Below are 12,203 nucleotides of genomic sequence, written 5' to 3' on the forward strand. Positions count from 1 at the left end.
GAGATGACGATGATCACCTTTCCCAACGAATCCGCTGAATATCGCGCCGCCCGCGAAATCCTCTTGCAGAAGGAAATCGAGCTGCGCCGCGCCATGGAGGATGTGGCCGTCGCCCGCCGTGGGCTGCCGCCGGGCGGGCTGGTGCCTCAGGATTATGTGTTCGACGGGCTTGGCGACGATGGCAAGCCGGCCCGGATAAAACTGTCGGAGCTGTTTTCGCCTGGCAAGGACACGCTGATCGTCTACTCGATGATGTTTCCGCGCCACCCGCAGGAGACGCGCGACGTGGCAACAAGCGGCGGCACGGCCAAGCTCGCGCGGGCCGATCAGCCATGCCCGTCCTGCACGGCGCTGCTCGACCAGTTCGACGGCGCCATCGGCCATCTCGAGGCCGCCGGCTTCAATTTCGCGGTTGTGGGCAAGACCGCGCTTGAAAACCTGATCACGCTTGGCCGCGATCGCGGCTGGACGAACATGCGGCTGCTCTCCTCGGCAGGCAACAGCTTCAAGCGCGACTACCACGCCGAGGCCGACGACGGCGCGCAGTTGCCGATGCTGTCGGTGTTCCATCGCGACGCCGATGGCATCCGCCATTTCTGGAGCTCGGAGCTTGGCTTCGCGCCGTCCGAACCCGGCCAGGACCCGCGCGCCATCGGCACTTGCGAGCCCTTGTGGAACCTGATGGATTTCACACCGGAGGGCCGGCCGAACTGGGACGAGCAGTTGCAATATAACGGCGCGTGCTGCCACTGAGTGGGTCCTTGCCTTCTCCCCTTGTCCCCTTGTGGGAGAAGGTGGATCGGCGCGTAGCGCCGCGATGGATGAGGGGTGCTGGAAGAAATGAGGCGTTGGCAAATGTGCACCGTCTCTGCGCTGATGGCTGCTCCATCAAGTGTACCGCCAAGCTGGAACACCCCTTGTCCGACCGAGCTTCGCTCGGCCACCTTCTCCCACAAAGGAGAGAAGGAAGGCGCAACTTCGCCGCTGGTGTCGCGTTGGACTCTCCGAGGATCACAAACTCGGAGATTTCCTGTGAAAACAAATCTCACGCTTGCCATGGTCGCCTTGCTTGCCAGCGCGCCGGCGGCCCTAGCCCAATCCGCCACGCCGGCCGATATACCTGCTGTCGGCCAAACCAAGATCGACACCGAGACCTTCTCCAGAACCGTCCCCAGCGCCAATCGGTTCGAGATTGAAAGCAGCAAGCTGGCCGAACAAAAGAATGTCGCCGCCGATGTGAAGGATTTCGCCTCGCTGATGGTCAGGGATCACACCAAGGCTGGCGAGGATTTCAAGGCAGCTCTCGAACAGAGCCAGATCACGGCCTCGGTGACAGCGAGCGGCCCGGCTTTGCTGCCGAAAGACCAGGCGATGCTGGACCAGCTCAAGAACCTTGATGGCGATGAATTCCAGGCGAAATTCATCCTCCTGCAGACCGAGGCGCACAAGCAGGCGTTGGCGCTGTTTTCAACCTATGCGCAGTCGGGTGAAGACCCGGCGCTGAAGGAATTCGCCAAGAAGACGCTACCGACGCTGCGGATGCACGAAGAGCGCCTAAAGGATCTGGTGGCAGCACACAGCTAATGCATGTCGTCACCCAAACGCATGCCCCTCGGGCCTGACCCTGGGCCTGACCCGAGATGCGCAGCGATTTTGGGAAACGCATAAACGAGAACTTAAAGCACGTCGCGACACGCTTTAAGTTGGCGCTCTCTCAGCTGTTTTTGATCTGCTCGACAGCCGTCGCCAGCAGGTCGTTCATGACGCCGCGAATCTGAACATCCGACTGGGCGACGCCCGCAGCGTCGAAATCGGCGCGTATTTTGCGCAACACGTCGTCGTCCCCGGCCTCTTCGAAGTCTGCGCGCACCACCTCTTTCGCATAGGCGTCGGCGTCCTCGCCTGACTTGCCGAGCTTTTCGGCGGCCCATAGGCCGAGCAGCTTGTTGCGGCGCGCCATGGCCCTGAACTTCGTGTCCTCGTCCATCGCAAACTTCTTTTCGAAGCCTTCCTGACGGTCTCTCATACTGCTCATAATTTGCCTCGTTCAGGTGTGAGTCTCCGACCTTCATCCGATGGAGAAGAAGAGCGGCGGTAGGGGCCGAACATGGCGTGCATGGATGTCATAAGCAAGACCCGGACCGTTCATTCCGCAGGGCAATCGCTTCGGGTTGGCGCTGCCGCTCACCGCCCTGCCTTTCAGCGTTGGTGGTTGGCGAAAGCCAGCGCGGCATCCGATCTCCCCCCTTGGGGGGAGGATGTCCGGCAGGACAGAGGGGGAAGGATCGCCACCTCTCGATTTTAACCCATTCCCAACCGGAAACAGCCTGAGGGCGTGGCTATAATCGGTTGACAGGTCGGAGGGACAGTACCCCCCCTCTGCCCTGCCGGGCATCTCCCCCGCAAGGGGGGAGATCGGCAGCTTCGCCGGCGGCGCCTGCTGCGGAATGTTTGACGTGTGGTGCCCGGCAGGGGGGTCAGGGGCGGCGTGCCGGCTTCGACAATCGATCGCGTGGCCGATGCCCTTCGCACCGATGTGATTTGACGTTGCCGCGCCGTGACCTACTCTCGATTGGCGGGATGAGCCGAGGAGGCGAGCGATGCAGTCACCTTTCAACGGGATTCGGAGCGTCACGCTGGCAGCGGCAGTGATCCTTGCCGCTGGCACCGCAGCTTACGCCCATCACGGCTGGTCGTGGACCCAGGATGGGTTTTTTGAGCTCCGGGGCAAGATCACAGCCATCTATATCGGCAATCCGCACGCCACATTGGATGTCGACGCCGACGGAGAGGCCTGGCGGGTGGATTTGGCGCCGCCGTCCCGTACCATTGCCGCCGGCTTCACCGAGGAGGTCGCCAAGGTCGGCGACGAGGTGACCGCGATCGGCCACCGCTCGCGCGACGAGACCGAGAAGTGGATGAAAGCAGCCCGCGTCATCGTCAACGGCAAGGCTTATGACGTCTACCCCGACCGCGTGCCGCCGGCTTGAATGGACGAGTTCCTTGCCGGCATCGAGCAACTCGCCATCGTAAGGGGGCTGAAAGCCTCCTTCGTCGCCTATCCCATAGTCAATGCGCTGCACATTATGTCGATCGGCGCGCTGCTGACCAGCGTCTGGCTCATGGACCTAAGGATCCTCGGCGCCTTCCGCTCGCTGCCGTACGTGCCGTTCGTCACGCTGCTGCGCCGCACCGCATTTACCGCGTTCGCCGGCGCGCTTGTCACCGGGTCGCTGCTCTTTTCAGTCAGGGCGAGAGAGTATGCGGCGATGCCGATTTTTCTCACCAAGATGACGCTCATACTCCTCGCCGTCGCCAATTTTCTCACCTTCATGCGCCACGCAAAAGGCGGCGACGAGCCGCCCGGCGGTACCGTCACTATCCTGGCTGTGCTCTCGCTGGTGCTGTGGACGTCCGTGCTTTTCGCCGGACGGTTCATTGGGTTTCTTAACTGAGGCGGGGCTCGGCACAGCGTGCTCTGGACGGATCAGGGTGCTGTAGCGTTGGCGGGACAGCGCCCCCTCTGGCCTGCCGGCCATCTCCCTCACTTGGGGGGAGATCAGCTAATCGCCTAGGCAAAATACTCCTGCAGCGGGCGCACTTCCAGGTTCCCCGCCCGCAGCGCCGCGATCGCCTCCGCCACTGCCGCCGCACCCGAGAGCGTCGTGTAATACGGCACCTTCTGCATCAGCGTCGCGCGGCGCAGCGATTTTGAGTCCGACACCGCCTTCTGGCCGTCCGTGGTGTTGAAGACGATCTGCACCTGGCGATTGCGGATGGCGTCCTCGATGTGCGGGCGGCCTTCCAGCACCTTGTTTATTTTCTCGGCAGCGACGCCGTTCTCGGCGAGGAAGCGGGCGGTGCCCGAGGTGGCCATTACCTTGAAACCCTGGCCGGCGAGACGCTTGACCGCCGGCAGGATGCCCTTCTTGTCCTCGTCGCGCACCGAAACGAACAGCGTGCCGGCGCGGGGGAGATCAACACCCGCTCCTAGCTGGCTCTTGGCGAAAGCCAGCGCGAAGTCGCGGTCGAGGCCCATGACCTCGCCGGTCGAGCGCATTTCCGGCCCGAGCAAGATGTCGACGCCGGGGAAGCGGGCGAAGGGGAACACCGCTTCCTTGACCGCGATGTGGCCGGGATTTCTGGGGTCGGGCATGGCGCCGTAATGGGCGAAGGCGTCTTCCAGGCTCTCGCCGGCCATGATGCGGGCGGCAATTTTCGCGATGGGGCGGCCGATGGTCTTGGCGACGAAGGGCACGGTGCGCGACGCGCGCGGGTTGACCTCGAGCACATAAACGGTGCCGTCCTTGATCGCGTACTGCACGTTCATCAGGCCGCCGACATTGAGCGCGCGGGCAAGTGCGGCCGTCTGGCGCTCCAGTTCGTCGACGAGCTCCGACGGCAGCGAGTGCACCGGCAGCGAGCAGGCGCTGTCGCCCGAATGGATACCGGCCTCCTCGATGTGCTCCAGGATGCCGGAGACGAAGGTCGACTTGCCGTCGCACAGACAGTCGACATCAACCTCGATGGCGCCCGAGAGATAGGTGTCGAACAGCAGCGGGTTCTTGCCCAGCAGTGTGTTGATCTGGCCTGTCTTGTCGTTGGGGTATTTCTGCTTGATGTCCTCCGGCACCAGGCCGGGCACGGTGTCGAGCAGATAGGATTGCAGCATGCTCTCGTCGTGGATGATTTGCATGGCGCGGCCGCCGAGCACATAGGACGGGCGAACCACCAGCGGGAAGCCGAGCTCGCCGGCGACGAGGCGGGCCTGCTCGACCGAATAGGCGATGCCGTTCTTCGGCTGGCTGAGGCCGAGCTTGTGCAACAACTTCTGGAAGCGGTCGCGGTCTTCGGCGAGATCGATCATGTCGGGCGAAGTGCCGAGGATCGGGATGCCGGCCTTCTCCAGCGCATCCGCCAGCTTCAGCGGCGTCTGGCCGCCGAATTGGACGATGACGCCGACCAGCTCGCCCGACGCCTGCTCGGCGCGCAGGATCTCCAAAACGTCCTCCGGCGTCAGCGGCTCGAAATAGAGCCGGTCCGAGGTGTCGTAGTCGGTCGACACGGTCTCCGGGTTGCAGTTGACCATGATCGCCTCGAAGCCGGCGTCGCGCAGCGCAAAGGCGGCGTGGCAGCAGCAATAGTCGAACTCGATGCCCTGGCCGATGCGGTTCGGGCCGCCGCCGAGGATGACGACTTTTTTCCGCGACGAGACTTGCGCCTCGTTGGCGAGCGCGCCGGCGAAGGGCACCTCATAGGTCGAGTACATGTAGGCGGTCGGCGAGGCGAACTCGGCGGCGCAAGTATCAATGCGCTTGTAAACCGGATGAACGTCTAGCTTTTCGCGTATCTTTTGAACCTCTTCGACGTCTTTCCTGACCAGGGACGCGAGGCGGGCATCGGAGAAACCCATCGCCTTCAGCATGCGCAGATTGGCGGCGTCTTCGGGAATGCCGTGCTCGCGAATGCGGGCTTCCATGTTGAGGATGCCGGCGATCTGTTCGAGGAACCACGGGTCGATCTTGCACATGGCGTGCACGTCTTCCAGAGAGGTGCCCATGCGGATCGCCTGCGCCACCATGCGCAGCCGGTCGGGCGTCGGCGTGCCGAGGGCAGCGCGGATGGCGTTGCGGTCGTCGGCGTGGCTGGCCGCGCCGTGCGCGATGCCGGGGATCTCGATCTCATCGAGGCCGGTGAGGCCGGTTTCCAGTCCGCGCAGCGCCTTCTGCAGCGATTCCTGAAAAGTGCGGCCGATGGCCATGACCTCGCCGACCGACTTCATCGCCGTGGTCAGCACCGGCTCGGCGCCAGGGAATTTCTCGAAGGCAAAGCGCGGGATTTTGGTGACGACGTAATCGATCGACGGCTCGAACGAGGCCGGCGTCGCGCCGCCGGTGATGTCGTTCTCCAACTCGTCCAGCGTGTAGCCGACGGCGAGCTTCGCCGCGATCTTGGCGATCGGAAAGCCGGTCGCCTTGGAGGCGAGAGCCGACGAGCGCGAGACGCGCGGGTTCATCTCGATCACCACCAGGCGGCCGTCGGCCGGGTTGACGGCGAACTGCACGTTGGAACCGCCGGTCTCGACGCCGATCTCGCGCAGCACCGCGATCGAGGCGTTGCGCATCATCTGGTACTCTTTGTCGGTCAGGGTCAGGGCAGGGGCGACGGTGATCGAGTCGCCGGTGTGCACGCCCATCGGGTCGATGTTTTCGATCGAGCAGACGATGATGCAGTTGTCGGCCTTGTCGCGGACAACCTCCATCTCGTACTCCTTCCAGCCGAGCACGCTTTCCTCAATCAGCACTTCGGTGGTCGGCGAGGCGTCGAGGCCGGACTGGACGATCTCGTAGAATTCGGCGCGGTTGTAGGCGATGCCGCCGCCGGTGCCGCCCATGGTGAAGGACGGGCGGATGATGGCGGGCAGGCCGACATGGTCGAGCGCCTGTGCGGCGATCGCCATGCCATGGCTGATGTAGCGCTGCTTGCGGTCGCCCTCGCCGAGGTTCCAGCGCGTTTCGAGCGCGTCGAGCGCGGCGTCGAGGTTTTCGGGCTTCTCGGCCTTCAGCGCGGCGCGTTCGGCCTCATGCGTCTTGCGGTCGGCGTTCTTGACGTCGGTGGCGTTGGCCAGCATCGATTTTGGCGTTTCCAGGCCGATCTTCTTCATCGCCTCGCGAAACAGCGCCCGGTCCTCGGCCTTGTCTATTGCCGTGGCGTCGGCGCCGATCATCTCGACATTGTAGCGCTCGAGCACGCCCATGCGGCGCAGCGACAGGGCGGTGTTGAGCGCGGTCTGGCCGCCCATGGTCGGCAGCAGCGCGTCCGGCCGCTCCTTGGCGATGATCTTGGCCACCACTTCCGGCGTGATCGGCTCGATATAGGTGGCGTCGGCCAGTTCCGGGTCGGTCATGATGGTGGCCGGGTTGGAATTGACCAGGATGACGCGAAAACCCTCTTCCTTGAGCGCCTTGCAGGCCTGGGTGCCGGAATAGTCGAATTCGCAGGCCTGACCGATGACAATGGGGCCGGCCCCGATGATCAGGATCGACTTGATGTCGGTGCGTCTTGGCATATCGAGGGTCCGTTCGGCAGGCGGCTTGCACGAAAAACCGGACGGGAAGACCCGGCCGGTTGTGCTCGCGATTCTGGTATCAGGCTAGGAGGGCCTTATAGGGAAGAGTTTTGCCGGATGTAACCCCCTAAAATGCGGAGTGTAGGGCAGTAGGGCAGTAGGGCAGTAGGGCAGTAGGGCAGTAGGGCAGTAGGGCAGTAGGGCAGTAGGGCAGTAGGGCAGTGGTTCGAGCGCCCTTTAAACATATTGCCCTACTGCCCTACTGCCCTATTCCCCTTAGCCACCAATCCCCCAGCGCCAACTGATCCGTGATCTCGAAGCGTTCGGAAACGCCGACACGGATCATGTTCAGGCTGCCCTCGCGGGTGTAGCGGAATTCACCTGATGCATTCGAGCCGGCGGGCCGACCGGCCTGGAATCTGATGACGCGGGTGCCGCCATCGGGCCAGGTCACGGTGACCTCGGCTTTGTCGCCCGTGTGGACAACGCCTGCCTTGCAACTGGTCATCGGCTGGCCGACATGGCGCGCGCAAGGAATTTCGTTGCGGGCACCCAGCGCCGGCGCGGGCCTGCCTGGCGGCTGCAGCCGCGCAACGGTTTGTGCGTTGGCCGGAGGCGCCGCATTGGCGGCGCGATTGCGGATGGGCTTGTCCGCTGCCGCGGGCGCCTGTGTCTCGCCGGCCGAAGGATTTTCGCTGGCAAAAAGCGCCAGGCGGTAAGCATCCTCGATGGCCACCCTGCCGATTGCCTCAACGGCAGTCATCGTGGGTTCGCGACCGGTCGCATCCAGGCGCGCCGTCAGGTCCGGCGGTGGCTGATCTGCAGTTGCCGGGTTCGAGTCGCCGGCTGCAGCGGCCGTGCTTTCGCCGGTCGCTTCGATATCCACCTCCGCAACTGCCGCCGGATTCTCGGGGTTCAGATAGCGCGCGGGAGCCCATCCCGTCCCTTGCGGGTTGTCGATTTCTGCGACCTTGCACCAACGATAGCCATTGACGTCGTTGCAGCCGAGATTGTTGACGCTCGTGCCATTCGGCAGCCGAGCCTTGATCTTGCCCATCGCCGATGCCGTGGCGCGGACGTTCAGGAGATCGCCCGGAGCAAGGTCGGTCACGATGGAGACGAAAGGCGCCTCCTCGGCCCTGGCCGGCAGCAGCGCCGTCAGCAGGAGAGGGGCGGCAATCAGCAGCGTCGTTCGGAGCGTAACTGTGCGCCTCATCATTTTGGCCGTGGGCGATAGAAGCATTTCCGAGGCGCGGCCGGGCACAGAATCGCCGCCGCATTCCAGGACGATTTTATAAGCGACGACATGGCGCTATGTAAGCCGGAAAATGCGGCTGGGGAATGGTGTTCGGTCCACGGCATGCGCAAGCTCAGCGTGCGGCATGAACGCGTTGCGTTCAGCCTGGGGTATGAACTCGTTCCCTCGTTCAATCCGGGCGGCATGAACGCGTTGCGTTCAGCCTGACATGAACGCGTTCCGCGTTCAGCCGGACATGAACGCGTTGCGTTCAGCCGGACATAAATCCGGTGCGCAGCGCGTAGGCCCATTCCGGCCGTCCCGCCTGTTCGGCCTGCCGCGCTGCCGCCTCATGGTCATAGTCGACGGCGATGGCTTCGAAGCGGTCGGAGCGGCCCGGCCCACCCAATTCGACGATGCCGTAGCGTGCATGCGGAGAGCCTTGCTCGGAAACATGCGCCGGTGGCGTGTCGTCGCCATAAGCGGGGCAGCCGATGCTGCCCGGATTGAAGACCACCGGGCCGTCGGGGATACGGATCAGTTCGCTGCGGTGGCTGTGGCCACACAGCACGATGCGGCAAGCGGGATCGAGCGCGGCCAGCCGCCGCTTGATGGCGACCAGCGGCGCGCGCGCCAGCCGGCCGTCGGCCATCGTATCGGTAAGGTATTTTTCGTCATGGTCGGGTCGGGCATGAAAGGCGGTCACGGCTGGGGCGATCTCCAGCGTGAGGGGCAAGGCCAACAGTGCCTCGCGCTGGACCGATGTCAGCCGTTCCTGCGCATAGCGGTCGGACGGCCACATGGCTTCATCCGCGGTATCGCGGGCGACGCGGCGGTCGTGGTTGCCGCGAACTGTCGGCAGGGCGAGCGCTTCAAGCCGCTCCATGGTTTCGCGCGGCCAGAGCGGGCCGGAGACGCAATCGCCGAGATTGACGATGAGGTCAGCACCACCGCGCTGCCGCAGATCGTCGAGCACGGCGTCCAGGGCGAGGATGTTGCCGTGGATATCGGCGAGAACGGCAATGCGCATGGGAAGCTCCGTTGGGTCGACGAATGACGCGTCGGGAAGGGCGGACCTGGCAGGACTTTGGTTGCTCTCCTCTGTTACACTAGGGCTATCGCAGCTGGAAAGCCGAGGCTTTCGCTCTACGATGTATCCCCACCCCTAACCCTCCCCCAGTCCAAACAGTGGGGAGGGTTAGGGTGGGGGTCCACCTTCGCAAGAAGCCAAAATGCGATTGCCCTGCCTGCTACACGGGGGCGAGTTACGGCCTCAGGCGCGGACTTCGATCTCGGAGGCGCCGACCGCGGGCAGTGCCGGGTCGTCGACGGCTGCGGCAATGACGCTATCGAGCAGGCCGGGAAAGCGGGCATTGAGATCGTCGCGGCGCAGCGTGATCAGCCGGCTGGTGCCGACGACCTCGGTGCGGGTGACGCCGGCCTCGCGCAATTTGGCCAGGTGGTAACTGAGATTGGTCTTTGAGCCGAGATCGAGGAACTGGCTGCAATTCAGCGGCACACCCTCCTTGCTGGCGAGATAGCGCACGATGGCCAGCCGGGTGGGATCGCCGAGCACGGCAAGCACGTTCGGCAGGCTGATCTGGTCGGCGGTGGGGTGGGGCAGCGTCATGCCGGAGAACTAAGCGCAATCAGGGCCGATTTCAACGCATCTCCTCCTGGTGGATGCCCTCAGTTTCCACCTCCCGCTACCTTGTCCTGACATGGGGCTGTCAGCAGGGTTCGGCTATTCTCGGGCGGCTCATTGACAACATGCGCCATTAGGTACAATTGTTCAATAACTTTTGAACTAAGGATTTCACTATGGACAAGCGCCTCTTCTGGCTTGCGCTCGGATCATTCACGATCGCGACCGAAGGCTTCGTCATCTCCAGCCTGCTGCCCGACATCGCGGGGGATGCCGGCATCTCGGTCCCGCTCGCCGGGACGCTGATCACCGCCTTCGCGCTCGCCTATGCGCTCGGCGCGCCGATCCTGGCGACGCTGACCGGCGAATGGGACCGGCGACGCGTCATCTTGTGGACGCTGGTGTTTTTCGTGCTGGGCAACCTGGCGGCGGCGCTCAGTTCCTCCTTCGAACTGCTGCTGATCGCGCGCATCGTCATGGCGCTGTCGTCCGGCCTGTTTGCGGCGACGGCGCAGGGGACGGCCGTGGCGCTTGTCGATGATCATCACCGCGCCCGCGCCATTGCCGTCGTCGTCGGCGGCACTACGGTGGCGGTGGCAGTCGGCGCACCGCTCGGCGCGCTTGTCGCGACGGTTGCCGGCTGGCGCGGCACGTTCTTTGCCATCGCCGGGCTCGGCGCACTGGCCGGCGCAATCCTGTGGTACCGGCTGCCGCGCGGCATCATCGGCACCAAGCTGCCGCTCAGGCAGCGGCTGGCCGCAACGCTTCGCCCCGGCGTGCCGTCGATCCTGCTGACTACACTTTTGGCGCTCACCGGCGCCTTCACGGTCTTTGCCTTTGTCGCGCCGCTAGCCATCGAAGGCGGCGGCTTGAGCCCGATCGCGCTGCCCGGCATGCTGCTTGCGTTCGGTGTCGGCGCCGTCATCGGCAACATCGCCGGCGGGCAGGCCGCCGACCGCTTCGGCGCGACGCGCACCGTCAGCTGGTCGCTGGCGCTGAGTGCGGTCATGCTGGTGATGCTTTCGGTCATTCCGGCCTTCCTGCCGCACAGCATCGCCGGGCCGGCGCTGATGGCCATGATGGTGCCGTGGGGCATCGTCGGCTGGGCCTTCCCGCCGGCGCAGGCCAGCCGCATCATCAGGCTGGCGCCCGACGCAGCGCCCATCGTGCTGTCGCTCAACGCTTCGGCGCTCTATCTCGGCGTGGCGCTGGGCGCAGTCGTCGGCGGCGCGGTGCTGCGCTATGGCGCGCCGGCTGATCTCGGTCTGGTCGCAGCGGTGTTCCCGATCCTGGGTCTTGGCGTCATGCTGGCCGGCCACCGGGCCGCCCGGGCGGTGGCCATGCCGGCGGAGTAAAGGGAGATCGCAGAAGCGTGGCGCTGTCCTCATCGCGCTGCCAGGCAGAATTTGGGCTCCTCTCCCCCCACTCACATCTAGCCGAGCAAGGAACCCAGGTCCTGTAACCACACACTACTTCCAGGTCCGGCGCCTCTCGATCTCGGCTTCGGATGGCTGTTGCTGGGCGAAGGAGCCAGTCTTGATCTCACCGGCGCGTTCATAGCTCGCTATGATGACGCCGGTGGTCGATGCCTGTGAGCGGTTCAGCTTGAAAGCCGCCGGCATTGCGCCGCTGCCAAACAGCCGCTTGCCCTTGCCCAGCACCAGCGGGAAGGTCAGCAGGCTGATCTCGTCGATCAGGTCGTTGGCGAGCAAGGTCTGGATGAGTTCGCTCGATCCCTGGATGAGCAGGTCCGGCCCGTCCTCCTGCTTGAGCTGGCGCAGGGTAGCCACGACGTCGTCGCCAAGCGACTGGCTGTTTTGCCACGACAGCGTGTCGGGCCGGTGGGTGGCCACATATTTGGTGACGGCGTTGAAACGGTCGGCGATCGGATCGTCTTTCTGGTACGGCCAATGCGCGGCGAAGATGTCGTAGGTCTTGCGGCCGAGGAGCAGCGCGAAGGGTTTTGCGAAGGTCTCACCAATAAAGGCGCCCCCGACGTCGTCCCAGTAATGGAACGTCCAGCCACCGAATTCGAAGCCGCCGACCGGGTCTTCTTGCGGCCCACCGGGCGCTTGCATGACGCCGTCGAGGCTGACGAATGTCGCAGTGGTGATCTTCCTCATTGGATTCTCCCTTTTCATCATCCGAGCCGTTGCCGCCGGATTTCGGCCAAAGGACGTGCGAGCGGAAGCCTGTCCGACAGGGCCGGAAAATTTCTGGGCTCCGGCGCATGTCGAGCGGCAAGCGCGGGA

11 protein-coding genes are annotated in these 12,203 nt (G+C 64.3%); 5 read left to right on the top strand and 6 right to left on the bottom strand.

All coding sequences use genetic code 11. The features are described from left to right. Positions 1-9: 9 nt before the first annotated feature. Both BLT09_RS17240 and BLT09_RS17245 read left to right on the top strand, forming a co-directional pair. On the top strand, positions 10-753 hold the full coding sequence (locus BLT09_RS17240; RefSeq protein ID WP_167366468.1) for a DUF899 family protein: 744 nt from the start codon (positions 10-12) through the stop codon (positions 751-753). A gap of 75 nt (positions 754-828) precedes the next feature. After that, complete coding sequence (locus tag BLT09_RS17245; protein WP_236472999.1) at positions 829-1,584, top strand: DUF4142 domain-containing protein; 756 nt, start codon at positions 829-831, stop codon at positions 1,582-1,584. Between the two features lie 130 nt (positions 1,585-1,714). Here the strand turns inward: BLT09_RS17245 and BLT09_RS17250 are convergent, their stop codons facing one another. After that, positions 1,715-2,035 (bottom strand): DUF1476 domain-containing protein, encoded by a 321-nt coding sequence (locus BLT09_RS17250; protein ID WP_031255188.1) that lies wholly within the window; start codon positions 2,033-2,035, stop codon positions 1,715-1,717. Positions 2,036-2,600: 565 nt separating this feature from the next. Here BLT09_RS17250 and BLT09_RS17255 point away from each other — a divergent pair. Together BLT09_RS17255 and BLT09_RS17260 are read left to right on the top strand one after the other, a co-directional pair. Next, a complete protein-coding gene (locus BLT09_RS17255) occupies positions 2,601-2,990 on the top strand; it encodes a DUF6152 family protein (protein ID WP_091595020.1) in 390 nt (129 codons plus the stop codon). Beyond that, the gene (locus BLT09_RS17260) at positions 2,991-3,455 is read left to right on the top strand and encodes a hypothetical protein (protein WP_091595022.1); all 465 of its coding nucleotides are present in this window, start codon (positions 2,991-2,993) and stop codon (positions 3,453-3,455) included. 116 nt (positions 3,456-3,571) lie between these two features. On the opposite strand, the gene carB is transcribed toward BLT09_RS17260, so the two are convergent. The 4 genes from carB to BLT09_RS17280 all read right to left on the bottom strand — a co-directional run bounded on the left by carB (position 3,572) and on the right by BLT09_RS17280 (position 9,936). Next, entirely contained in the window at positions 3,572-7,069 is a 3,498-nt protein-coding gene (gene carB, locus BLT09_RS17265; RefSeq protein ID WP_091595024.1) for a carbamoyl-phosphate synthase large subunit, read from the bottom strand. A gap of 259 nt (positions 7,070-7,328) precedes the next feature. After that, complete coding sequence (locus BLT09_RS17270; protein WP_413468383.1) at positions 7,329-8,288, bottom strand: SH3 domain-containing protein; 960 nt, start codon at positions 8,286-8,288, stop codon at positions 7,329-7,331. A gap of 289 nt (positions 8,289-8,577) precedes the next feature. Continuing rightward, a complete protein-coding gene (locus tag BLT09_RS17275) occupies positions 8,578-9,336 on the bottom strand; it encodes a metallophosphoesterase family protein (protein WP_091595026.1) in 759 nt (252 codons plus the stop codon). A 243-nt stretch (positions 9,337-9,579) separates the two neighbouring features. Further along, complete coding sequence (locus tag BLT09_RS17280) at positions 9,580-9,936, bottom strand: ArsR/SmtB family transcription factor (RefSeq protein WP_027151146.1); 357 nt, start codon at positions 9,934-9,936, stop codon at positions 9,580-9,582. Positions 9,937-10,127: 191 nt separating this feature from the next. Here BLT09_RS17280 and BLT09_RS17285 point away from each other — a divergent pair, with 191 nt between their 5' ends. Further along, on the top strand, positions 10,128-11,306 hold the full coding sequence (locus BLT09_RS17285) for an MFS transporter (RefSeq protein ID WP_091595028.1): 1,179 nt from the start codon (positions 10,128-10,130) through the stop codon (positions 11,304-11,306). Positions 11,307-11,420: 114 nt separating this feature from the next. Here the strand turns inward: BLT09_RS17285 and BLT09_RS17290 are convergent, their stop codons facing one another. Then, positions 11,421-12,074 carry a dihydrofolate reductase family protein gene (locus BLT09_RS17290; protein ID WP_091595307.1) on the bottom strand — a complete coding sequence of 218 codons (654 nt, stop codon included), beginning with the start codon at positions 12,072-12,074 and terminating at the stop codon, positions 11,421-11,423. Between the last annotated feature and the right edge of the window lie 129 nt (positions 12,075-12,203).

The organism is Mesorhizobium muleiense (assembly GCF_900099905.1).
Lineage (GTDB): Bacteria > Pseudomonadota > Alphaproteobacteria > Rhizobiales > Rhizobiaceae > Mesorhizobium > Mesorhizobium muleiense.